Raw genomic sequence first — 24283 nt, forward strand, 5'->3', positions numbered from 1 at the left:
TGGGAAAGGTCATGGTTCCATTGTGCCGCGTTCAGGGCTTTGATACCGGGGTTTCAACCGAGGTTCAGGGAACAATCAGGGTGTTTCCGGAGAGATGTGCAGGCAAATCGTTGCTGTAATGGAACCATGAGCAATCCCACTATGAATCCTTATGAGCCGCAGCCAAACAAGGTTTCGCGGCGTTTCTTCGCTTGGGTCAGGTCGAGCGGCATCATGCGCGGCGACGACCGTTGGATCGGCGGTGTATGCAGCGGTCTGGCGGCTCGGCTCGGCTGGAGCCCCACCTTGGTCCGTGCGCTGATGATCGTTTCCACACTGTGCTTCGGTTTTGGCGCGGCGCTGTACGCGCTGGGCTGGTTCCTGTTGCCGGATGTGCGCGGCGGGCACATCCTTGGTGAGGATCTCGTCGCTGGACAGTGGAACTGGAACTGCCTCGGCTGCTTCCTGTTCATGGCCGTGGCGGTGGTGATTCCCGGTGCCGGTTGGGTGTGCATCGTGCTTGCGGCGGTCACGCTGTGGGCGCTCGCCAAAAGCGGCATCCGCCAACAGGAGGGGTATGGGTTCGGTGCCCGTAGCATGCGCGGTAATCCGCCTATGGCCGGTCCTGCCGGTACGACTGGTACGTACGCCGGCCAGCAGACCCCGTACACGGGGCCGATGGCTTCCGGGTACGCTCCGACTGGTCCGACTGGTCCGACCGCCCCATACGGCCCGTACGCCGGTCCCGCGCCGGCAACGCCGACCGCCGCCGGTACAGGTCCGATGGGGGCTCCCGTATATGCCTCACCTTATGCCGGTCCGTTCGCCGCGTCTGCGCCGATGCCGAACAATGGCCAGCCGATACCGCCGGTTTCGCCCAATCCGGGACCGGGCTCCATGCCTATGGGACAGTTTGCTGCCAGCCCGGCTCCGCAGACCGCATACGCCGGCCCGTTTACGCCGGGCTCTGCCGCCGCTACCGCTTCCGCCGGCCGATATGCCTCACCACGGACCGATGCGTCACCTGCGAAATCGTTGCGCCGCAAGCCGGCTGGCCCCATTATGGTGCTGATCGTGCTGGGACTGATGTTCATGTCCTTTGCCGGCGTCATGGCGGCTATCGAGGCCAACGGCTTTGGTCTCGGCCCCATTATCGAACTGGTCACTGTCTGGAGTGCGGCGGTTTGTATCGTGATGGGCGTTATCGTCGTGATTCTCGGCGTACGCGGTCGTCGCGCGGGCGGATTGATTCCGCTGGGACTGGTGGCGGGAGGATGTGCCGTGGCCATGATTTTCGTCTCCGGCACATACTCCTCGTACTACTATGATCTGACTCATGACACCGGTACCTATGCGGCAACCGTGAGCCTTGACTCAAGTACCGACTCAAAGAACGCGTACGGTATGGATGAGGTGCAATCCGCTGGGATGTTGGTGGCGGATTCCAGCGATGGCACGTTCGCGGCGCTGAAGAGTGGGGTGCTGTTCATGGGCGACCGTTATGAGGACAGCCATGCCATACTCGATCTGTCCGCATGGGGCGACACGCATCCCGAACACGAGCTGGAACTCCAGAATGGCAAGAAGACCATATCGCATTGCCCGGCCGGGAACATCATCCTGTCCGCCTACCGTTCGCAGATACACATCATCCTGCCGGATGGCTGTTCGTATGCGTTCGGCAACTATCGTGGCGGATATCAGATAGCCGAGGCCATCGGCGGCAAATACGATGCCACGAGCAGCAGCTACAGCATCATGTCGATATCAACAGGTTTCCTGACCGATTCTCCGCTCACCTATGGGTCGGGCATGAGCGGAACCGATTACGAGTGGCTCAACAATTACGAAAGTTCACCGCTCGATGGCCCGGAACTGTTGATCGACGTGCCTTACGCTCTGGAGGCACGGGTGAACGTGACGTATGTCTCGAATTGGGAAGGGTATACATTCCCTCAGTTTGAAAAGCTGCACGGCACCGAGGTCAGCCGCGATCAGCAGCGGCAGTCTTTGACGGATATCGATGGGACGTCAGAACGCGCGACCAAGTCCGACATTCAGGACTTCGATCAGGACAAATAGGAGGAACAGCAATGAACAGCGATACCCAGCAGTTCCATACCATTGATGACGTGACCGCAACCAAGGCGCTGCCGGTGGCCGATACCGAAACCATCGCCCCTGTAGATGGAAGCGTGACGGAACCGTCCGATACCGCGGTATTGCCCGTGTCCGACAATACGATGGCAACCGCAGTACTGCCTACCGTTCAGGATGGCACGGCAACTGAAACGTTGCCTCCTGTGACTGAACCGCTGGCTGCTGCGGCCGATGACGGAGAGTCCCGGACTCTTGCTTTGGAATCCGTGGCTGATCTCGTCGATGAAACGGCTGATGATACGTCCGCCGACCGGTCTCACGATGCTGCCGAAACCGAGCCGATGCCGGCGCACACAGGTGACGATCCCGATCCCAAGAGTCTGCCCATCGGCGAGCTGCCATATCACGGCGAGCCGATCGCTCCGGCGAACGATATACCGATGTACGGCGAAGCGTCCGCCGAGCCGAAACCCGAGACCGGACACAGCAATCAGGACAAGTCCGAATCTGCCGCACCGCATATGGAACGAACCAATCCCATGTCTCCGTCAGCTTCTGGCTCACCTGCGCAGCAGTCATCGAACAACAATCGTTCGCAGACACATCCGCGAACTCCCGCCGACTCCGAACCGAAGCGCGCAATGAGTGTGCTCACGATCATCTTTGGCATATCGGGGCTTGTCGTCGGAGCGACGGCGCTGGTGTTCGGTCTGGTGTTCCCGAACACGCTGATTCCGACGTTCGCCGCGGACCCGCAGCTGATAGTGGCCGTCGCTTGTGGTGCCATCGGCGTGATCCTGGTGATCGTGGCCATTGTCTGGGCCATCATGGGAGCTGCGCAACAGCGGAAGGATACGGCTGGGCAGTGATACGAGTACACCTGTTGAGGTCATGACCAAAGACTGATGTTGCGCCGCGTCGATTGTCGATGCCGACGCAACATCAGTCTTATTGAGCTGGGATATTGAGCTGGGAGGGCGGATGAAACGAATAGCGCGCATCATAGCGATTGCTCTGGCTCTGCTGCTGGTGTTCGCCACACTCGGCTGGGCGATGATGCCGCGTTGGGACATCCGTCCTTATACCGATCATGTCACGGTCGCCACCAGTGACCCCGACATTGAACCCGCCAACGTCAGCATTCCGCATGAAGGGCGTTACCGGACCCGCGAAACCAACATCACCGTGAATATGGGCGGCGGAGTACGACTGCCGGCCGTGTTGCGTGAGCCTGTGAACGCTTCCGGGCTACGTCCCGCCTGCCTGTTCATCCATGGTTCCGGTACCAGTGGGGCCGAGGATTTCGGCGATATCGCGAACGCCATGGCTTCCGCCGGCATCGTGACCTTGGTACCCGCCAAACGTAACGACGATTACACGGTACTGCACCGCGATTACGCACGGTTCGCCAACGAATACGGTCGTGCGCTGGATGTGTTGCGTGGCACGGTCGGCGTAAACCCGAACGCCACCGGCATATATGCCGAATCGGAAGGTACGTGGATCGCCACGCTTCTGGCGGCGGGCCGCAAAGACATCGCTTTCGCGGCGTTGACCTCTGCGCCGGTATTCAAAGGCCGCGAACAGATGGCCATGGCCGTCAGCGCTTATGCAAAAGAGGTGGGTGCGCCGCGGGCGGTCATCAAAGATATGGCCAAGCTCATGTCGCTTGACTATGCACCGTTCGACTTGGCCTATGCCGATTTCGATGCCGACCGGTACCTGTCAACGTTGACTATGCCGGTGCTCGTCAGTTACGGTACTTACGATACGGCCATGCCTATTGAGCAAGGCGCACAACGCATCATGTCCGCCGCGCATCGGGTGGGCAATGGTGATGTAACCGTGCGTTATTATGCGGCCAACCATCAGATGCGTGCCGGACAAGGCTTGTTCACGCCGAACCTGCCGCTTGCGGACGGGTATACGCAGGCGTTGGAGAACTGGATCAACGGTGTGGTGGCCGAACGCGGAAACGACAGCGCGGATACGGAAGGCGCTGTGGGCCATGCGAGCGTGGATGCGGCATCTTGGAATGCGGCGGGAGCTTGGGCGACGCCGCAAATTGCCGGCGTGCAGCCGCATCAGCGATTCGCGGCCCCTGAGCGCACTGATTCCGGGATCATAGGCTCCCTTGGCGTACTTGTCGGCATCATGGCTGCCGGTCCTGTGCTGCTGGCTGTCGCGATGGTGCTGGGACTCGGCGTGGCGGTGACAGCTCTGTCGCGACGTCGCAGCTCGCGGGTGTGCATCAAAGGCAAGCGCGCAGCCCTGCATGTTCGTCCCAATATGCATTCGGTTGCCGGATCTTTTGCAAACGGGGCGAGCGGGCCTGCAGCCGGCAGCGAGGGGGCAACCTCGCAATCGGATACAGCTTCCGGTGTGTCGTCCATGACACCAGCACCGGGCATTGCCGGACCATGTTGGTCGCTCGGCATCGTATCTTCGGTAACAACGATGCTGGTGTATGGCTACTTGACTGCCGTGGGATTGGCGTCGGTATATATGCAGCCGTTCCCGCGACTGTTCAGCACCTGCTGGATGGTGCTGCAGGTGCTGACCGTACTGTTGGTGCTCACATACGCCGTGCAATTGGAATACTGGTGGCGTTCTCGCCGTCGCCTCACCGGCACCCGTCATGCCATCTGCGGCATCGTGGCGCTCGCCGCGTTTACCTCGCTGATCTCCATGGCCTTCTGGGGGTTATTCGCACTGCCGGTCCAGTTCTAGATGTTCAGTGCAGTGCCGGCTCGGCTGGCGAGCGCTGTGTAGCACATGCCACTGCGCCGGCTGTGTCGCTGCGCCGGCTGTGTCACTGTGCGGCTTCGGCCTCATCCAAGCTGTCGAAACCTCCCAACCGTACCGTGTTGAGCAGGGTCTCTTCCGTAATATTGCGCTGGGGGTTGGCGGCAGCACGCTCGCGGATCATCGTTTCATACAAACCGAACGTGGTAGGGGAGTACGTGCCCAGCTCGCCGCGCAGATAGGTTTCAAACGAAGTGGCGGTCGCGGTGTCTTCCGCAGTGGTGAGCACGCGCATGGCTTCGCCCAGCTTGGGGTAGCGGGAACGGAAATCAGCGGCCCATGCCACCTGTCGGGCGATCACCTGCTCCTGCCGTGCTATGCGGTCCGCATCCAGTCGGGGAATATACGGCTCGATATTCGCCGCGTACTCGGCCGGTGCGGTGGAAGCCATCATACGACCGTATTTTTCGGTGACGAGATTGCGGCCCGCATGGTCCGCCTCATCAAGGTCGGCGGCATACGATTCCAGCAACGGCCGCTCCCACGTGAGGAACTGGGCCAGTCTCATCTGATGAAACACCGGCCAGTTGCCTTGGCATGCAGCCCTTCCTCCCTCGTTGTTGGTGCGTTGAAATTGATCCCATTCATGCCGCACGATGGTCTCGCGCATCTCGGCCAGCGCGTCATTCTGCTGAGTCGTTGTCATTGAAGCTCCTTCGCATACGTTTGAGCCTGATGTGTCTCCCGGGCTACAGGCTCTTCAGAACCGGGTCGTCCGAAGTGATATGCTCCTCCACGTACGGGCGTTGCCATTCCAGGAAAGTCTCGCCGGATGTGGTCAGATGTTCGCGCAGCAGTTCCCTGACGATGTCCTCGGCGATCTGCTCTACGATTGATTCGATGCGGGCTGCCGCCGGTGCTGAGCCCTTGCCTCCCTCGCCGAATCCGGCACCGCCATAGCAGGCGGCCGAGGCGAGCCGCATCACGTCCTCCAACTTGGGGCAGATATCGGGCAACTTCGCGAATATTGAGCCGGAAAGCCTGCGCAATGCTGCAAACCGCCATTTGTAATACGGCATATATCCCGCCACCATAGGCGTATTGATCAGAAACACCAACGAGGCCGTGGCCTCCACGAACTCGCTGATTGACAGCCATGCCGCTGCGCCATCCGCGCGCTGCAGCGATCGGGGCAGATTGTATTGTCCAGCTTGTGCAATCATGCCGAGACGCTTGGAAATCAAGGCCAGACGCACGTCCTCAGGCATGTTCTTGAATCCCTGACGGGTTTTGGACAACGATCCCACTGGATCGGCAAAGACCTCACCGTTGGTGGCGGCTGCCAGAGTGGCCTCGTCCAACATCAGCCATTCATGTGTCGCCTCGGCCGCCGGTGCTTCTGAATATCCGGTAATGGCGGTGAAGAAATCTCCGATGCGGAACACTCCGTCGCGTCGTCCGGTTCCCTGCGCCCGCGGGGTAGTGGGGGACATGCCGTCGGCATGCGCGTCGGCGTCGCTGTTCGGTTCGCCGGCTGATGCAAAAGTGACCTGTCCCCGCTCATCCACAGCGAAGTTGCGAGGCAGCGACTCGTAATCGGCCTGCAACTGTTCTCCGATCGCCGCATAATCCTCATCCGAAAGCCACAGGCAGAACCGCGGGCCGAAATCATGGTCCTGAGAGTACGCGTCGTCAAATCCATAGCATTCGGAACCATGCCCCACCAAACCGGCGGCGATACGGCTCGCATACTGCGGATATTTCGTCTCGATCATCGGTTTGCCCACCTGTTTCCAGAAGGCGCGCGCCAGCTTCATGCCGGATATCGGGCAGACTGTCTGAGGCGCGGCTCCGGCGGCAGCTCCGCGGGCATTGCCGGACGGGCCGGACGTAACGTTTGCGTTGTCGCATGCTGCAGCTGCGGAATCTGCGGAAGGCTGCTGTACGGACGGCGCGGGCTGATCGCTGACGTGTTGCTCGGCCTGACGTTCGGCCTCGCGCAGGTTCTCCTCGGTGATGCGCCAGTAATCGGTGTCTCTGCCGTAGCATTCCTCGATAACCGCCAACGCCCGGCGATACCCGTCCACCGCATCAGCATACCGTTTTTCGGCAAAGCATACCTGAGCGAAACCAGCCAATGCGGAGGCGTAGTGCGCGGAATGCTCCAGATGTCCGGTTTTGTAGATGTCCAGCGCCTTGGCCGCATGCTGATGGGCGTCCTCAAGCTTGGCGGTACTGTTGTCGGCTGAGGAGAGCAGAGTCAACGCCAGATTGGTGTGTGAACTGGCCACATCGATGTCCGCTTCCGGATTCACGCTGGATTCCTCTACGATACGCAATGCCTCGCGCAGTTCGGCCTCCGCTTGGTCCGCACGTCCGGTTTCGCTGTACAGCATCGACAGATTGTTGTGCAGTGCAGCGAGTCTGCGATCGGTGGGGGAGAAGGCACGGCTGCATACATCCTGCGCCTGACGATAAAGGTCTTCGGCCTGATCGTATTGCTTGGCGGCGCGCATGGCTGTGGCGCAGTTGATCAGTGTGGTGGCCCACGCTTCGGAAGTGCCGGTGGTCAGTCCCATGCGGGCGGCCAGTTCCAGCGCGCGCTGCACGATCCATTGGTTCTCTTCGTGTCGTCCTTGGGAGCGATAGAATCCCATCGTTTCGTTGAGTACGGTCAGCAGTCCGGCCGCATCGCCCGCGTTTTCGGCGTCTACCGCCGCCTGTTCCAGATAGGGGCCGGCTTCTTGGGCGGCGGCATGACGATTGAAGATATCGTCCAGCCCGCTCAAAAACGAGTTGACGTCGAAATCTACGGGTGCGTCTTGGCTTTCGTCCGTATCGTCTCCATCCGCGGCACCATGCTCGAACTGTGCGGCGAATTGTTTCAGCAGCGCATCTTCGTCAACCACCGTGTACCTCCCTGAACCGATTTTTCTACCAGTCTACGGGCAAGTCTATGAGCAAGGCGTCGGTCGCATATGAAAAATCGCCTGTGAGTTTGCTCTCAACAGGCGATTGATAAAGTTTGCGGGGGCTATGGAAGCAAAGAGCATCATTAGTGTTCTTGAAGTTCCCCTATGCGGAAGGTGCGGGGGGCGGGCATGTGCGTGACGACCGTAGGCTTGGCCGAACGGCCTTGAGCGTGTCGACGCGCACATGCCCGCCCCCGCACCGTTACCGGTAATAACCGGTAAAATCAGTCCACCTTGACTTCGTGCATGCGGTGAATGGCATCGGTATTCGTCTCGCAACGCCACGAGTAGTATGCCAGCAGCCCCACGGCAACAATCGCCAACGGAAGACCTCCCAGACCGGTGAAACGGTACTGCATGGAGAACGCATTGAGCATGGCGCCGCCCACGATGGAGCCGACCGCGTTGCCGAAGTTGAACGCCACCTGCACCGCTGCGCCGGCGATCAGTTCGCCGCCGCCCTGTCCGGATTCGGTCATCAGCAGCTGTTGCGGAGCGGAGACGAAGAACAGCCCGAATGCAATGAGGAACGTGAGCATCGCAGACGTCACTTGGTTGCCGGGCAGCAGGAACACCATCAACAGGCCGAAGCAGGAAATCGCCTGACCAAGCGCGGCGGTTCCGGCGTGCCGCCAACGATCGGTGATATGCCCGCCGATCAGTCCGCCGACCACCATGCCGAAGCCGGCAAGCATCATCAAGAGCGGGACCAAACCGGACGGCCAGTTACCGGACTTTTGCAGCCAGGGGGAGACGTAGCTCCACCAGCAGAATATGCCGGCGTTGCCGGTGAACACGGCGGCCAGAATCACCCAAGGGCCACGGCGCGTAAGGAACCGGAACTGGCCGGTGATGCCGGCGTCCTTGATCGGAGCGACATATGGGATCCAAGCGAGTGCCAGCACAATCGTCATTGCCGCCCATGCGGCCAGCAAGCCGAACGCAAGTCTCCAGGAGAGGAATTCCGCCATCAATGTTCCGGCAGGTACTCCGAGCATGTTGGCTACGGTCTGCCCGGTGACCATCATCGCGACGGACTGCGCCTCCTTGCCTTTGTCGGCAAGAGTTTTGGCGATCAGCGTGGCCGTACCGAAGAAGGCGCCATGCGGAAGCCCGGAAATAAAGCGCGCGGCGATGAGCATGGGGCCGTTGACGGAAACCGCGGAAAGCAAGTTGCCTGTCAATGCAATAGCCATAAAGAGCACGATGAGATTTTTCGGCGGCACCTTGCGGCCAAACACCAGAATCAACGTGCCGATGCACACGCCGATGGCATATGCGGAAATATAGTGGCCTGCGGTGGGGATATCGACGTTGGTCGCCGCCGCGGCTTGAGGAAGGATGCCCATCATGACGAACTCGGCGGCACCGAGGATGAACGCGCCCGAAGCGAGCGCTAACAAGCTTCTTTTCATGGTTCTCTCTTCTGATTGCTCTTCGGCTGGTGGGTGGTGGACTGGGGAATGATTCCCCTTTGCCGGTTCTTGTATTCCGCTCCTAGGGGGGGCAGAGGAACATTGGTTGGAATATGGAGAAAGGGACCTGCCGAACATCTTCAGCAGATCCCTTTCGGTTGTCGGGCTGGCGGGATTTGAACCCGCGGCCTCTTCGTCCCGAACGAAGCGCGCTACCAAGCTGCGCTACAGCCCGTTTTGGCAACGTCGTACAGCTTACGATATGTGGGTCTGATTGTACAAATTGCGGCGTGTCGCCCGGGATTGCAACGATTGTGACGCTGATTCCACGGTATTGCGATTGGTCTTTTTTCGGTAATGGGCGACTATGCGGCGGTTGCGCATCAGTGATTATGCTCGGCAATAAAGCCCGGCGCGGCGGGCGCGGCGTATCGATATTGGCTTGCCGTATCGGCTGCGTAGAGAATTCGCCGGTCTTGCGTACACTGAAGAACCATGGCTGAAGTTGTTGAAAATACTGAGAATACCGAGAACGAAACCCCGGCCGTCCCGCAGATGAGCACCGTTGAGCGTGCGGAAATGCTACTCAAGCAGGACGCCACCATTACCGAGAAGATCAAGGCTGGTGCCACGCTGGACGAGGCCGTGGACCCGAGCAACAAGGAATTCGGCCCGCTGGCGCACCCCGAGCAGGTGCAGATGCGTGTGGCCAAGCGCGCCATGATGCTGAACGCCGGCATCGCCCCCTACCCGGTGCATCTGGACGTTACCAGCACCATCGAGGAGGTGCGCGCCAAGTATGATGGCAAGCTCGAAGCCGGCCAGGAGACCGAAGACATGGTCGGCATCGCCGGCCGTGTTCTGTTCCTGCGCAACGCTGGCGGCCTGTGCTTCGTGCAGTTGTCCGCTGGCGACGGCACCAAGATCCAGGGCATGATCTCCAAGAAGGAGATCGGCGCTGATTCCCTGAAGCAGTTCAAGCAGCTGGTGGACCTTGGTGACCATCTGTATCTCAAGGGTCGTGTGATCGCCTCCAAGACCGGCGAGCTTTCCGTGTTCGCCACTGAGTGGGCCATCGCTTCCAAGGCATTGCAGCCGCTGCCGGCACTGCATAAGGACCTGAACGAGGATACCCGTACCCGCAAGCCGTACATCGGCATGATCGCGGACGAGAAGATCCGCAACATGGTGCGCAACCGTTCCAAGGCCGTGGCTTCCCTGCGTCGCACTTTCGACGATCACGGCTTCCTTGAGGTCGAAACACCGATGCTGCAGACCCTGCACGGTGGTGCGGCGGCCCGTCCGTTCACCACGCATATGAACGCCTTCGATCTGGATCTCTACCTGCGCATCGCTCCCGAACTGTTCCTCAAGCGCTGCCTGGTCGGCGGCATCGACCGTGTGTTCGAGATCAACCGTGATTTCCGCAACGAGGGCGTCGACGCCACGCACGCCCCCGAGTTCACGATGGTCGAAGCCTATCAGGCCTATGGCACCTACGATTCCATTGGCCAGCTGGTCAAGGAACTGGTGCAGAAGACCGCCATGGACGTGTACGGCTCTCATAAAGTCACGCTGCTGGACGGCACCGAATACGACTTCGGCGGCGAATGGCGCACGATCAGCATGTACGACTCCCTCTCCGAGGCGCTTGGCGAGGAGATCGTGCCGAACGGCGGCCCCGAGCATCCCGGCACCTCCGTGGAGCACTTGGGCGCCATCGCCGACAAGCTCGGTGTGGAACGCGACGATGTGGAGAACCACGGCAAGCTCGTCGAACACCTGTGGGAGCACTTCTATGAAGACAAGCTCTACGAGCCGACCTTCGTACGCGACTTCCCGGTCGAAACCTCCCCCTTGGTCAAGGGCCACCGCAACAAGCCGGGCGTGGTGGAGAAGTGGGATCTCTATGTACGCGGCTTCGAGCTGGCCACCGGCTACTCCGAGCTCAACGACCCGGTCGTGCAGCGTGAACGTTTCGTGGCTCAGGCCAAGGATGCGCTGGCGGGCGACGAGGAGGCCTGCGATATCGATGAGGACTTCCTGGAGGCCCTCGGCGTGGGTATGCCGCCGGCCGGTGGCATGGGCATGGGCATCGACCGACTGCTCATCGCGCTGACCGGTGCCACGATCCGCGAGACCATCACCTTCCCGCTGGTCAAGCCGTTGAACTGAATGGGGCTTTGCTTCTGAGTCTTCTGGATCTTCTGATTCTTCTGATTCTTCTGAGTCTTCTGATTCTTCTGAGTCCGGCGAGGTTTCGGATTCGGTAAGGTCCGCAAAGGGTTCTGCCGTATGGCAGAACCCTTTTTTGCATGTATTGACGTCCTTTTGACATCCTTTCAACAATGTGAAATCTATGCCGAAGAACCATGCTCCGAGGCAGCCGGCGGCGGTCGGCATGGTTCGTGGCCGCGCGTGTCGCGGCGGCAGCCGGCGTTACCATCATTGACTTGTTAAAGAAAGGGCGTTACTCCGTTTCTCCGGAGGCGTTACCGACCACAGAACGACTCGACAGTCGTTCTTCTTTGCGTACCTGGCAACCAGAGAGCAAGATCGGAGTAACGATGACCCTCAAGTCTGCCTCATCTGAGAATGAGATGACACAGAACGCTCAGGCCGACAAACTCGGCAACGCCCCCTTCGCCGTCCTCGTGCCGGTCATGATGTCCTTCTTCGTGATGGGCTTCGTGGACCTTGTAGGCACCGCTTCCAATTACGTGCAGTCCGACTTCGGGCTGTCCGATTCGGTGAGCAACATCTTCACCACCATGACCTTCTTCTGGTTCTTGGTGCTCTCCGTGCCGGCCGGCATGCTCATGAACCGTATCGGCCGCCGTATGACCGTGCTTGTTGCCATCGCGATCACCGCGCTTGGCTGTCTGCTGCCGATTGTCGGCTATCTCATCCCGGCCGCAACCGTTCAGCTCGTCTTCGTCGTCGCCTCGTTCTGCCTGTTGGGCATCGGCAACACGTTCATGCAGGTCTCCCTCAACCCGCTTGTCGGCAACCTGGCGCATGACGAAAAACTTGCCGGCATGCTCACCTTCGGCCAGTTCGTCAAGGCCATCGCCTCGTTCATCGCCCCGCTGATCGCCGGTTGGGCCGCCACCACGTTCGGCAAGTGGTGGCTGTTGTACCCGATCTATCTGGTGTGCGCGATTCTCGCGTTCATCATGCTCGCCTTCGACGACATCAAGGAGAACGCTCCTGATTCCGGAAAGACCAGTGTGCTCGGTTGCTTCGCGCTGCTCAAGAATCCGGTGATTCTGCTGTGCTTCCTCGGCATCGTATGCCACGTGGGCGTAGACGTCGGCATCAACGCCACCGCACCGAAGATCCTGATGGAGCATTCGTCCATGGGCATTGAAGTCGCTGGCGGTGCCACCAGCGTCTATTTCGCGTTCCGCACCCTGAGCTGCCTGTCCGGGTCCGTGCTGCTGCAGCGGTTCACTCGTAAGCAGATCCTTCGCGGTTGCGGCGCGCTTATGGCGCTTTCCTCGGTGTGCTTTATCCTGTTCGCCGGATTCGATGGCATGCCGGTGTGGCTGGCATATGCCGGCCTCGCTTTCGTGGGCATGGGCAACGCGAACGTGTTCTCGATTATGCTCACCACCGGTCTGCTGCACTTGCCGGAGCGCCAGAACGAGGTCTCCGGCCTGATGATGATCGGTCTGATCGGTGGCGCGATCTTCCCGCCGCTGATGGGACTGGCTTCCGACGCGATGGGCATGCAGCTTGGCGCCATTCTCGTCATGACCGTCGGCGTGGCTTACGTGGCGCTGCTCAGCATCTTCTTCAAGTCCTACGGTTCTACCCGCTGACCTACCCGTTGATCTGCCCGCTGAGAGCATGAGGAGTGGCGGTGCATAATCTGCGCGCTGCACGGGAATAAGGCTCTCGGCAGCGTCGTGCCGGTAAAGCGCCGACTATACGTCCCTGGAAACCTATGGCCCCATGAACCCATGCTGCTCCCCACGGCGACCTCCGTTGATCGCTGTGGGGAGTTGTCGTTATGTCATAGGTTTCCATACGATGGGCCGCCGTGAAGGTTACTGTGGGAATCATGAATCTGCGTTTATGGCTCACCGGGTTGCGCCCGAAAACCTTGCCTGCCTCAATTGCGCCGGTATTGGTAGGGGCGGCGCTGGCTGTCCGGCGTATCGAACAGCTCGGCACCTGTATCGAGATATATCCGGTGCCGGCCGAATGCTTGGAGCGTCGAGCGTTGCAGTCCGACTTGGCAGGTCGCTTCTGGCCGGTTGCCGTCCTGTGCGTGATCGTCGCGCTTTTTCTGCAGATCGCCGTCAACTATGCCAATGATTATTCCGATGGCATTCGCGGCACCGACGACGGGCGGGATGCGGATGAGACGTCGGCGACTGCCAACAAACCGCAACGTCTGGTCGCATCCGGTGTCCCGTCCAAGTATGTGCTGGCCGCCGCCGTGATCGCTGCGGCAATCACGTGCGCCGCCGGTGTCACGGCGATTCTCATCGCACAAGGATGGTGGCTGTTCGCGGTCGGCACGGCGAGCCTGATCGCCGGCTGGTTCTATACCGGCGGCAAGCATCCATACGGATATGCCGGTTTCGGAGAAGTCGGCGTGTTCCTGTTTTTCGGACTCGCCGCAGTGCTCGGTACCGAATACGCGCTTACCGGCAGTGTTGACGCACTGGGTGCGCTGGGAGCCGTTTGTTGCGGACTGAACGCCGCGATACTGCTCATGGTCAACAATCTGCGTGACATGGCCGAGGATCGGCAACACGGCAAATACACGTTGGCTGTACGGCTGGGGAAGCGTCGTGCAGTCATGCTGTTCATCGCTTGTTGCGTGGGTGCGTGGCTGCTTGGCCTGTATGTCTGCGTGACCCTATGGATGCCATGGGGCGGCATATTGCCGTTCGCCGGCATAGCGGTATCCGTTCGTCTGATGCTCAGCATATTCAGGCATCAATTCCGTGCGGCGCTGGGTGCCGCCGGTTGCCAGACCCTGCTGTTCGCCATAGCCGTAGGCGTTGCCGTCGTTCTTTGATCTTTGAATATCCAATCTCAGCATCCGATTCGCGCGAAAAGTGTGGGATCGGACATGTATTTGGGAGGTTTACGCATTATTCGCGCGAAAAGTGTGGGAGAAGGCGCGTATTGGGGATGTTTACGCAATATTCGCGCGAAAAGTGCACAGTGGGCAAGACGAATGCTCGTGTTTGGGCTATTCGGGCGGTAGACTGGCCGTATGTCTTACAAACTAGTACTGCTCCGTCATGGACAGAGCGCATGGAATAAAACCAACCAGTTCACCGGCTGGGTCGACGTTCCGCTGACCGAACAGGGTGAAGCCGAAGCCAAGCGCGGCGGCGAGCTGCTCAAGGAGAAGAACGTCCTTCCGGACATCGTGTTCACCTCCCTGCTGCGTCGTGCCATCAACACCGCCAACATCGCGCTGGATGCCGCAGATCGTCTGTGGATTCCGGTTGAGCGCAACTGGCGTCTCAACGAGCGTCACTACGGCGCTCTGCAGGGCAAGAACAAGACCGAGATCCGCGAAGAGTACGGCGACGAGAAGTTCATGCTGTGGCGTCGTTCCTACGCCACCCCGCCGCCCGAGATCGATCCGAACGACGAGTACGCCCAGAACCATGATCCGCGCTACGTGGGCGACCCGGTTCCGGAAGCCGAGTGCCTGGCCGATGTGGTCAAGCGTGTTGAGCCGTACTTCAAGTCCGCCATCGAGCCGGAGCTGAAGGCTGGCAAGACCGTCCTGATCGCCGCTCACGGCAACAGCCTCCGCGCCATCGTCAAGATGCTGGATAACCTGTCCGAGGAAGAGATCGCCAAGGTCAACATCCCGACCGCTATTCCGCTGCTGTACGAGCTGGACGAGAACTTCAAGCCGATCAAGCCGCGTGGCGAGTACCTGGATCCGGAAGCTGCTGCTGCCGGTGCCGCCGCCGTCGCCGCTCAGGGTCAGAAGTGACCTGAAGCGCTAGCGCTTAAGACATCAAGGGACTGCACAAAATCATGTGCAGTCCCTTTTTCGTGTGCAGCTGCGTATCAGCAGCCGTATGTTGCGCACATATTGCCTCTTTGAGGGAATAGTAAGGGTTTGTGCGCGCACAAAACTGCGAAAAACTTCAATAATGAATATCGTGTGTATTGAAGTGCGATTGGAATCGTTGGAAATAAGCCATTTTGTTCTTATTGATACATCTGGGCGCTCATGAAGCTTGCGCACAATAATAAAAAATCGCGGAATCATGAGTGTTGTGCTCAGGCACTGTACGGAAAGCAAAAAGAAAAACGGCGTCCAGTCGTAACCGGAACGCCGTTTTCGTGCATCCCCTAGGGGATAGGTCTTGAATTATCGAACCATCGGCCGGCCAATGCACAATACGCCGGAGCCAATGCTGAAATCAGTCGATGTCGGTGCCCTCGTCCCTCGTCGGCTTCTTGGACGGATCGAAGCCGGAGACGATGTACACCACACGTCGTGCGGCGGATACGGCATGATCGCCGAGACGCTCCAGGAAGCGGCCCAGCAGCACGATATCCACGGTCTGCTGACGGGTGATATCGTCGGCGAGAGCCAGCTCGAAGGTCTGATGATGCAGTGCATCGAGCTTGTCGTCGTCGAGAATCACATGCTCGGCGGTCTTGGCGTCGCGATCGGCGAGCATGCCCACCATCTGATCGGCCGTGTTGCTCAGGAAGTCGATCATTTCGGCGAACACCGGCTGAGCGGATTCAGGCAGGGGGGAGGCCGGGTAGGTGCGACGGGCACCCTCGGCCACATGACGAGCCAAATCGCCCATACGTTCGAAGGTGGAAGCCAAACGCAGGGTAGAGACCACCACGCGCAGGTCGGTGGCCACCGGAGTCTGCTTAGCCAGCAGGTGGACGCACTGGTCGATAATGGATGATTCCAAAGCGTCGATTTCAATGTCGCCGTCGATGACGGTCTGTGCGGCTTCGACATCCTGCTTCAACAGGGCTTCGCCGGCGCCGTTGATCGCCTTACGCACATCCTGCGCCATGTGGTCGAGGTCGTCAGCTACCTGCTTCATCTCCTCGTTGAAAATAACGCGCATTTCTCTAGCCTTTCATGCTTTCGGTATTGCAACCTATACCAGTGTATTATTCCTGTTCTTCCGGCGCATCTCCACGTATCCAATCGCAACCTCGTGTTGTTTCATTGTTCATTGGGTTGTTCACCTGATATTCATGTTCGCGGCGTGCCGTTTTGCTATATGGTCGATGTGCGGTGTGGAAGAATGGACGTTATGACTGTGATGCGGATGCCTTGGTTGATTGCGTTTGTCGTTGCCGTGGTGGTGCTCGTGGCGCTGATTGTGGTGATGGCCGTAGGATTGGCCACGCATCGGATTCAGATTCACAGTGCTGCGGCGGATCGTGACAGTGCCGATGATCTTTCGGATGAAACGACTACGTTGCTGTCGCTGTTGCCGGGCACTTCGATTGTGGTGGACGCGAATGATGAAGTGGTCCGCTGCAGTCCTCAGGCGTACCAGTTGGGGCTGGTGTCAGACGATGCCATCGTGCAGCAGCAGGTGCTGACTACCGTGCATGAGGCACGGCGAGCAGGAGGACGGCATCAGTTCGACCTGACCACCGAGACTCCTGAACGTTATGCCAATGCTCGTGACCGCGGTGATCATGTGGACACACGTTCGGTGCATCGGCCGAATTGGCTGAAGGTCACCGTGGGGCGCATCAATGAACGTTTCGTCATCGTACTGGTCACCGATGTCAGTGAAGTGATTCGTTTCGCGCAGATTCGCGATTCCTTTATCACCAATGTATCCGAACAGCTGCTTGAACCTACTACCGCATTGGGGAAGCTTGCCGATTCGCTGGAATCTGAGGAAATTGATCGTGAGCATGTCACCGAAGACGCGCGTCTGGTGCGTTCCAGCTGTAACAGGCTCAACCATATGGTTGCGGACCTGTTGCTGCTGATTCGCGCACAGGAGCCGATCACGCCGTCCTCGGCGAACCGGTTGAACGTCATGGACCAGATGCGGGCCGTAGCTGAGCGTTTGCAGCCGCAAGCGGAACGGGACGGAGTCCGCTTGAACATCAAGGGAGATGCCGATCTGGTGATCAATGGCGACAAGGACCAGATCGACAGCGCGCTCACCAAACTCGTCGAGAATGCCATCGGGTATTCCAAAGAGGGAGGCGTGGTCAGTGTGTCGGCGTCGCGCAGCGCCGACGGCACACAGGTGGTGATTCGTGTGGTTGATCAGGGCGTGGGCATTGACAAACGCGATCAGGGGCGTATCTTCGAACGATTCTATCGGGGAGCCGAACAGAGCGAACGTACGCGAGACGGGGTGGGGTTGCGCCTCGCCATCGTCAAGCATGTGGCACTGACGCATCATGGCGACGTCACTGTGTGGAGCGTGCCCGGTCAAGGCAGCACGTTTAGTTTGATGCTGCCGGTGGCCCGCTGACGCCTGATGGGCCGGCGTATGCCGAGGCTGTTAATCCTGTGCCTGATGCTCTGCCGGGACTTGTTTTCGCTACGGTTCTACTGGCCCAGACGCCGGTAATCCCACCGGTCGAAATGTTCCCAGACCAACATCAGCAGACCGATGATCACACCGGAAGCGCACATGATGACCATGGATTCCGCACGATCGTCGAATAACGTTACGATAAGCGCAGCCACCAATGCCATTGCCCATAACGTGGTACCGATGCCGAATACCTTACGTAAATCCACCCGCACCGGCTTGGGCGCTGGCTTACGGACGGCTGGGTCGATGATGGGCGCGAATTTCATATCTACGCACTCTAGTAATAGGTATGCCCTCTGCAGATCCGAGACCTGAAACTTACCTCAGTTTGTCTATGACCCGGCACCGGCAAAGGGCATGATCGCAATTCGTTGGGATTCAGCGTACGCCGAGACAAAATCACAGGTGCTCGACTACGTAATCGACACACTTAGTGAACGCGATGACATCCGATGGCTCGACGGACGGGAATACGCCGACGCGCAGCTGATTGCGACCCAGCTTGCGGTATCCGGCGGCATCCACGATGCCGTTCTCGCGCAGTATGGCGAGCACTTGGCTTGCCTGGACTTGCTCGTCCAGATCAATGGTGACGACGGCGGTGGATCGCGCATCCTCCTGGGTGACGAATGGCGTGGCGTACTCGCTGCGTTCCGCCCACGAGTACAGGATGGAGGCTGACTTGGCGCAGCGTGCGCTGGCCCAGGCGAGACCGCCGTTGCCGTTGAGCCAACGGATCTGGTTCTCCATCATGATCAGTGTGGCCAGAGCCGGAGTGTTGAGCGTCTGATCCTTGCGGGAATTGTTCAGCGCTTCGGTCAGCGACAAGAAAGGCGGCACCCATCGGCGGGCTCCTTCCAGATGCGCGTTGGATTCCACTCTGGCTGCGCGCTCGATGGCGGCAGGGGAGAGAATCGCCACCCACAGGCCTCCGTCGGATCCGAAGGCTTTCTGCGGGGAGAAGTAGTAGGCGTCGGTTTCGGCAATGTCGATCGGCAATGCGCCGGCTGCGCTGGTGCCGTCGATCACGGTCAGGGCGTCAGCCTCGCGGCTACCCGGTACGCGATGAATAGGCGCGGCGACGCCGGTGGAAGTTTCGTTATGGGCCCAGCAGTAAGTGTCCACATCCTCAGTGAATTCAGGCAGGCGGAATGTTCCCGGCTCGCCCTTGAAGATCACCGGGTCTTCCAGGAAGGGGGCGTTTGCCGCGGATGCCGCAAATTTGGCGCTGAAGGAACCGTAGGTGCCGAAGGCGGCCCGTCTTGCGATCAACGAGGCGCAAGCCACCTCCCAGAAGGCGCTGGCGCCGCCGTTGCCCAATGCCACCTCATAGCCGTCAGGCAGGTGGAAGAATTCGCGCAGGCCGTCGCGAATCGAGCCCACCACCTGTTTGATGGGAGCTTGTCGATGCGAGGTGCCCATCAGCGTGGTGGCACCGGCGTCGATTGCGGCGATCTGTTCAGGACGGATTTTGCTGGGGCCGGAGCCGAAGCGTCCGTCCTCAGGCTTCAGGGATTCGGGAATGCGCAATGTTGTAGTCATGGCCTCCAAGGGTAGTCTGTGAGACGGAATACGGCTCGAATGTGCTCGATTGTTAGGAGAACGGAGCCGGATAGAGCGGGACGTAAATCGTTTGACACGCCCGGGAGATTCATGGGCGGGGTGGTGCTTGACGTGTGTACGTTGTACAGTACAACATTGTGACGGTAATGTGAGGTTCCCGGAAAATGAAATACCGAGAGCTGTCTGAGCCCATCCAAGGAGTAATCAGTAGTTATGAAGCATGCTTCGCATAAAGCGACCAAGGTTTCGCGCCAGCAGTTCAGCTTAGCGAAAGCGCTGTTCTCCTCCGGCAAGGGTTCCCATTCCATTCGTGCCGTGCGTGCAGCGCAGTCCGCTGGTGCCGACGCCGCTATGCTGGGACTCGATCCGGCCATCGCCGAGAAGATCAACGAGATCGCCCCGCAGACTCGTCGTTCCATTCGTCAGGCTGCCCGCGCCGCCGAACGTCGAAGCCATATTCTTGCTTCTGCTTCGCTGGCGGCTTTGGTGGGCACCGCAGCCGGTGTCGTCGCCTTCGCCGGTAACGATGACAACACCAATACTTTTGTGGCCGATCCGGCCACTACAACCACGCAGATCAAGCGTGTGAGCGATGTGACCACGGCGTCCCGCGCCGAAGCTCGTGAGGATCTGACATCCTCAACTACTGCCACTACTGGTCAGTCCAACGAGGGTGGCTGGGGCTTAAGCAACTCTGATACCTCTCTGGATGCCAAGTTGATGAACCGTAACACGGCGAACAATCCTGTGGTGTCCGCACTGCTGGATGCAGATGGTGCAGCCGTGCCTGCGGGATTCAATGCCAACCATGAGATCGGCACCTCGGGCAACAACTACCCGTGGGGCCAGTGCACGTGGTATGCGTATCTGCGTCGGACCGAGTTGGGCTTGCCTACCAGCGGTAACTTCGGTAATGGTGGTCAGTGGGCTGCCTCTGCTGCTGCACTGGGATACTGGGTGGACAATACGGCGCGTCACGTTGGTGATGCCGTGGTGTTCACTCCCGGTCAGATGAATGCCGATGCGACATATGGCCATGTGGCCGTAGTGGAGAAAATCAATGCCGACGGTTCGGTGGAGATTTCCGAATCCAATGTGAAGGGTCTCGGCGTGATTTCTTCTCGTACCCTGAGCGCTGCCGATGCCGGTCAGTTGCAGTACGTGCATTTCTGATCGATATAGCGCTGATCGCTGGTTGGCGCTGATCACCGTCATTTCAATGCTGCCTCGTTGATGCCAGTGTGCTAGGAGGATGGTTTTCCGCGATTTCGCAATACGACACGCCGTTGTATGCGAGTGAGCCCAGCATGTTTCGCAGCTTTCGCATGAGTCGAATTAACGTGCGGCGTGTATGGTGTGAATTCTATGAAGACCAAATCCGTAGCTTCTTCCTGTGTTGCGGTGCTTGCCGCCTCCATGTGCTTCTTCGCGTTCGCCCCTGCTGCCATTGCCTCGACCGAGCAGGAGGGCACCATCACCTCGACGAGGTCGTTCCCCTCGTACACCAAGGCCTATAAGAATCTCACCGCTGAAGCTGTGTCTACGGAAGTGAACGACGATGCTGACTGGGGTGGCCTCGAAGACCTGAATGTGCCTCAGACAGAATCCCAGGCGGAAAAGGAGGCGGCTGCCGCCAAGAAGGCCGCTGAAGAGGCTGCGGCTGCCCAAGCGGAGGCGGAAGCCAAGGCTCAGACGCAGACTCAATCCGAGGCCGCAAGCTCTGAGGCGGCAAGCCGTAGCGCCTCCCGATCCAGCATTACCTATGCCGACACCTCGAATTCTGTGACTGCCGGCGCCGCCGCCTCGATTGATCGCGCGTATTCGCTCATCGGTCAAAGCATGGATTGCACCGCGCTGGTTACGCAGGCGCTTGCGGCACGCGGCATCAATTTCCATGGTTGGCCTGAGGAATACGTCAATGTTCCCGGCGGTCAGGTGGTCACCGACGGTACGCTTCAGCCTGGCGATATCCTTATCTACGCGAACACCGGTGGATACAACGGCGGTGCCCATTATGATCATGTGGCGCTGTATGTCGGCAACGGAATGGCCGTTCATGGCGGTTGGAACGGATACAGCGTGGCCCTCGCTACTGCGATGACCGAAAAGATCACCGTCGTGGTGCGCATTCCGTAAATGATTGTTTGCCGTTATTCGTGATTATCGGTATTTGCGATTATCGGCCGCTGTGCATGCATGTCGCGTTTGTGCAGTCGTCGTTGCGCTGCTCTCGTAGTGGCAATGTTCGCTGTGATATAGGTCTCATCACAGGCATTGCGATGATCATTCGCCACGAAAATACGCATGCCGTGTTACTGTGCTGTATTGATGAATATTAAGCAGATCGTTTCCACATCGGCCGCTGTAGTGGCCGCCGGTGCCATGTGTGTATGTGTTGCTCCTGCCGCTTTCGCTGATTCTGCGCAGAGCGGTACGGTGGTCTCTTCCCGTTCCTTCCCGAAGGCCGGTTCCTCCCAGACGAATCTTCTCGCGGAATCCACGTCCACCTCGACTGATGACGGTTCCAACTGGGGTGGCCTCGAAAACCTTGACGTGCCGCAGACCGAGTCCCCGGCCGAAAAGCAGGCTGCTCTGGAAGCGGCTCAGAAGGCCGCTGATGAGGCCGCGGCAGCCCAGACCGCGGCTGAAGAAGCCGCCAGCCGTTCCGAACAGCGTACCGCCATTCCTCAGGTCGATCTGGGTAAGATGACCGGCTCCGGTGCTGAGCTCGCCAAATACGCCACCCAGTTCCAAGGCTCACCGTATGTTGCTGCCGGCAACACTCCTTCCGGATGGGATTGCTCTGGCTTCGTACAGTATGTGTTCGCTCAGTTCGGCATCTCGTTGCCGCGCTCCTCTGGTGCTCAGGCCACTGTCGGCACCCCTGTGGGCAGCATCGCGGAAGCCCAGCCGGGCGATATTCTCGCCAACGGTATTCATGCCGCCATCTACATTGGCAATGGTCAGGTCATCAACGCCTTGAACCCGTATCAAGGCACGCAGATCACGGATCTGTCCGTCTTCGGAGGCAATGCCTATTCCATTCGTCGTGTGATGTGATTCAGCCAACGACACATACGATTTGCATATGACACAAGCGCGTCCTTCGGGACGCGTTTTTCATATTTTCGCGTTGATGCTACCTGAATATCCGAGTGTCGCGGGGTATTGTGGAACGTGCGCGGAAGTATCCGCGATAATTGCAAAGGAGGTCGTCATGATTAACGACAAGGCCATTCTCGTCGGCGTTGACGGGTCGCATGCCAGTTATAAAGCAACATGGTGGGCCGCGAATTATGCGAAGCATGCCGGGCTCACGCTGCAGATTGTCTGCGCGTATTCCCTGCCTAGCTACGCCGCCGTCTCGTTCGATGCCACTTACACTGCTATGGGGGATGACAACGCAGCGCATTCCGATGCCCAGGAGATTCTGTCGAAGGCCAAGGCCATCGCTGATGAGCAGGGCGTCGAGGCCGCCACATTGATCGTTACCGGTGACCCGGCATCGGTGTTCGTCGAATTGTCTCGCAACTACAATCTGATCGTCATCGGCAACCGTGGTAAGGGCGGCTTGGCCGAACGGTTGCTTGGCACCACGTCCTCGTCGTTGCCTGCCTATGCATACTGCCCAATCGTGGTGGTGCCGTACACCGATGATGATGGCAACCTGATGCACTTGAACAACACCATCACCAAGGTGGCCGTCGGCTCCGACGAATCCAAGTGGGGTCTGAAGGCTCTGGACATCGCCGCCGACTTTGCCGCCTGCTGGGATGCTGAACTTGACGTGCTTTCCGCCGTGCCGAACCTGAAGGGTGTGGACGGCGAGGACGATGTGATGAAGTCCTATGAGGATGATCTGGAAGTCCGCATCAAGCCATTGCAGGAGTCTCATCCGAACCTGAAGATCAACAAGCGTATCGTTTCCGGTCCGGCTGTAAGCGCATTGACCAAGGCCAGCTACGATCATGATGTCGTAGTCGTCGGCTCTCGTGGCCGTGGCGGTTTCACCGGCCTGCTGCTCGGCTCCACCAGTCAGGGGCTGCTGCAGCATGCAGTTGGCCCGGTGTATGTGGTGCCGCGCAAGTACGTCGAGGCTGCGGAATCCCGTCTCGATACCGTGCCGAGCTCGCCGGCCGAAGTGCCTACCAAGTCGTTGGAGGAAATTGCCGGCGTCGAGGAGGTTCCGGTGGACAAGGCCGAGCCGGAAGTCGCCAAGGAGATCGAGAAGACCATCGATCCCGACCGCCAATAAGGTTCGATGACGCTGTTGCCCGAGAATTTCCCGCACTGACCTCTTCTCAGCACGGAAAAATCTCGGGCAACAGGTTTATTTCGAGAAAAAGCTGCACTGAGCAACCGTCAGTGCAGCTTTTTCTCGCGATTAGGGAAATTTTCGAGAATTTCCCGCGCCCAGATGTGCTCAGATGTGGCTTACACAGTTGAGCGAGTTGAACATTCCCGGTTCAACGTTTGAGAGCCGTGGTTTCAGTGCTTGATAGTCACATTCATACGAACCGGGGTCTCCTGCACGTAGGTGTGCTTCACCGTGCAGCCCTTCTCGATGTGGCGCGTAACGCGTTCCTTGAGCTTTTCCGCATCCTCGTCCGAGAGACCGGCGGCGGAGGCATCCACCACAACCTGCTCCTCAAAACCGGTATAGGCATCGGTTTCAGGATCGTAGGAGCCATCCACCACGATCTTGGCGCCCTTGCCCTCGCCCAGAGTATGCTCGATGGCGAATTGGCTGGACAACGCCGCGCAACCTGCCAAGGCGACCTTCATCAGATCGCCGGGCGTAAACTGACCGCGATCCTTACCGAACTTGATATGAGCGCCGTCATCGCTGAACGCATCCCACGAACCGTCCTTGTTGCGCTCGACCCACAGTCGCTTACCCATAATGTGCCTCCTTATGGCATCTCATGGCGTGTGTTGACTTCTCCATTATGCCCCAGCATGTTCCGCT

19 protein-coding genes and 1 tRNA gene are annotated in these 24283 nt (G+C 59.1%); 12 read left to right on the forward strand and 8 right to left on the reverse strand.

Annotated features, from left to right (window positions below; all coding sequences use genetic code 11):
- Nucleotides 1-126 precede the first annotated feature (126 nt).
- From G1C97_RS01090 to G1C97_RS01100, 3 genes are all read left to right on the forward strand, one after another.
- On the forward strand, nucleotides 127-2061 hold the full coding sequence (locus G1C97_RS01090) for a PspC domain-containing protein (protein WP_240950938.1): 1935 nt from the start codon (nucleotides 127-129) through the stop codon (nucleotides 2059-2061).
- Nucleotides 2062-2072: 11 nt separating this feature from the next.
- Nucleotides 2073-2948, forward strand: coding sequence for a sodium/calcium exchanger protein (locus G1C97_RS01095; RefSeq protein WP_169240127.1), 876 nt, complete (start codon nucleotides 2073-2075; stop codon nucleotides 2946-2948).
- A 112-nt stretch (nucleotides 2949-3060) separates the two neighbouring features.
- Nucleotides 3061-4809 (forward strand): alpha/beta hydrolase family protein, encoded by a 1749-nt coding sequence (locus G1C97_RS01100; protein ID WP_169240128.1) that lies wholly within the window; start codon nucleotides 3061-3063, stop codon nucleotides 4807-4809.
- 82 nt (nucleotides 4810-4891) lie between these two features.
- On the opposite strand, the gene G1C97_RS01105 is transcribed toward G1C97_RS01100, so the two are convergent.
- From G1C97_RS01105 to G1C97_RS01120, 4 genes are all read right to left on the reverse strand, one after another.
- On the reverse strand, nucleotides 4892-5530 hold the full coding sequence (locus G1C97_RS01105; RefSeq protein WP_169240129.1) for a DUF4125 family protein: 639 nt from the start codon (nucleotides 5528-5530) through the stop codon (nucleotides 4892-4894).
- A gap of 43 nt (nucleotides 5531-5573) precedes the next feature.
- On the reverse strand, nucleotides 5574-7733 hold the full coding sequence (locus G1C97_RS01110) for a DUF4037 domain-containing protein (RefSeq protein ID WP_169240130.1): 2160 nt from the start codon (nucleotides 7731-7733) through the stop codon (nucleotides 5574-5576).
- Between the two features lie 287 nt (nucleotides 7734-8020).
- Nucleotides 8021-9211, reverse strand: a complete 1191-nt coding sequence (locus G1C97_RS01115) for an MFS transporter (RefSeq protein WP_169240131.1) — start codon at nucleotides 9209-9211, stop codon at nucleotides 8021-8023.
- Between the two features lie 161 nt (nucleotides 9212-9372).
- Nucleotides 9373-9446 (reverse strand) — tRNA-Pro (locus G1C97_RS01120).
- 260 nt (nucleotides 9447-9706) lie between these two features.
- Here G1C97_RS01120 and lysS point away from each other — a divergent pair.
- From lysS to G1C97_RS01140, 4 genes are all read left to right on the forward strand, one after another.
- On the forward strand, nucleotides 9707-11386 hold the full coding sequence (gene lysS / locus G1C97_RS01125) for a lysine--tRNA ligase (RefSeq protein ID WP_100496262.1): 1680 nt from the start codon (nucleotides 9707-9709) through the stop codon (nucleotides 11384-11386).
- Between the two features lie 425 nt (nucleotides 11387-11811).
- Nucleotides 11812-13035: an MFS transporter gene (locus tag G1C97_RS01130; protein WP_169240132.1), complete on the forward strand. Its 1224-nt coding sequence runs from the start codon at nucleotides 11812-11814 to the stop codon at nucleotides 13033-13035.
- 242 nt (nucleotides 13036-13277) lie between these two features.
- On the forward strand, nucleotides 13278-14246 hold the full coding sequence (gene menA / locus G1C97_RS01135) for a 1,4-dihydroxy-2-naphthoate octaprenyltransferase (protein ID WP_169240133.1): 969 nt from the start codon (nucleotides 13278-13280) through the stop codon (nucleotides 14244-14246).
- A gap of 201 nt (nucleotides 14247-14447) precedes the next feature.
- Entirely contained in the window at nucleotides 14448-15188 is a 741-nt protein-coding gene (locus G1C97_RS01140) for a phosphoglyceromutase (RefSeq protein ID WP_100493512.1), read from the forward strand.
- 436 nt (nucleotides 15189-15624) lie between these two features.
- On the opposite strand, the gene phoU is transcribed toward G1C97_RS01140, so the two are convergent.
- Nucleotides 15625-16299, reverse strand: a complete 675-nt coding sequence (gene phoU / locus G1C97_RS01145; protein ID WP_100496261.1) for a phosphate signaling complex protein PhoU — start codon at nucleotides 16297-16299, stop codon at nucleotides 15625-15627.
- A gap of 192 nt (nucleotides 16300-16491) precedes the next feature.
- On the opposite strand from phoU, the gene G1C97_RS01150 reads away from it, so the two are divergent.
- Nucleotides 16492-17685, forward strand: coding sequence for a sensor histidine kinase (locus G1C97_RS01150; protein ID WP_169240134.1), 1194 nt, complete (start codon nucleotides 16492-16494; stop codon nucleotides 17683-17685).
- A 77-nt stretch (nucleotides 17686-17762) separates the two neighbouring features.
- On the opposite strand, the gene G1C97_RS01155 is transcribed toward G1C97_RS01150, so the two are convergent.
- Together G1C97_RS01155 and serC are read right to left on the reverse strand one after the other, a co-directional pair.
- Nucleotides 17763-18017 (reverse strand): DUF2530 domain-containing protein, encoded by a 255-nt coding sequence (locus tag G1C97_RS01155; RefSeq protein ID WP_169240135.1) that lies wholly within the window; start codon nucleotides 18015-18017, stop codon nucleotides 17763-17765.
- 133 nt (nucleotides 18018-18150) lie between these two features.
- Complete coding sequence (serC, locus tag G1C97_RS01160; RefSeq protein ID WP_169240136.1) at nucleotides 18151-19293, reverse strand: phosphoserine transaminase; 1143 nt, start codon at nucleotides 19291-19293, stop codon at nucleotides 18151-18153.
- A gap of 234 nt (nucleotides 19294-19527) precedes the next feature.
- Here serC and G1C97_RS01165 point away from each other — a divergent pair, with 234 nt between their 5' ends.
- The 4 genes from G1C97_RS01165 to G1C97_RS01180 all read left to right on the forward strand — a co-directional run bounded on the left by G1C97_RS01165 (nucleotide 19528) and on the right by G1C97_RS01180 (nucleotide 23569).
- Entirely contained in the window at nucleotides 19528-20487 is a 960-nt protein-coding gene (locus tag G1C97_RS01165) for a CHAP domain-containing protein (protein WP_169240137.1), read from the forward strand.
- 192 nt (nucleotides 20488-20679) lie between these two features.
- Nucleotides 20680-21450 carry an NlpC/P60 family protein gene (locus G1C97_RS01170; RefSeq protein ID WP_169240138.1) on the forward strand — a complete coding sequence of 257 codons (771 nt, stop codon included), beginning with the start codon at nucleotides 20680-20682 and terminating at the stop codon, nucleotides 21448-21450.
- A 192-nt stretch (nucleotides 21451-21642) separates the two neighbouring features.
- Nucleotides 21643-22374, forward strand: coding sequence for a C40 family peptidase (locus G1C97_RS01175; protein ID WP_100496256.1), 732 nt, complete (start codon nucleotides 21643-21645; stop codon nucleotides 22372-22374).
- 157 nt (nucleotides 22375-22531) lie between these two features.
- A complete protein-coding gene (locus G1C97_RS01180) occupies nucleotides 22532-23569 on the forward strand; it encodes a universal stress protein (protein WP_169240139.1) in 1038 nt (345 codons plus the stop codon).
- Between the two features lie 233 nt (nucleotides 23570-23802).
- Here the strand turns inward: G1C97_RS01180 and G1C97_RS01185 are convergent, their stop codons facing one another.
- Nucleotides 23803-24216 (reverse strand): OsmC family protein, encoded by a 414-nt coding sequence (locus G1C97_RS01185; RefSeq protein WP_100496254.1) that lies wholly within the window; start codon nucleotides 24214-24216, stop codon nucleotides 23803-23805.
- Between the last annotated feature and the right edge of the window lie 67 nt (nucleotides 24217-24283).

The sequence above is a fragment of the Bifidobacterium olomucense genome, from assembly GCF_012932375.1.
GTDB classification, from domain to species: domain Bacteria; phylum Actinomycetota; class Actinomycetes; order Actinomycetales; family Bifidobacteriaceae; genus Bifidobacterium; species Bifidobacterium olomucense.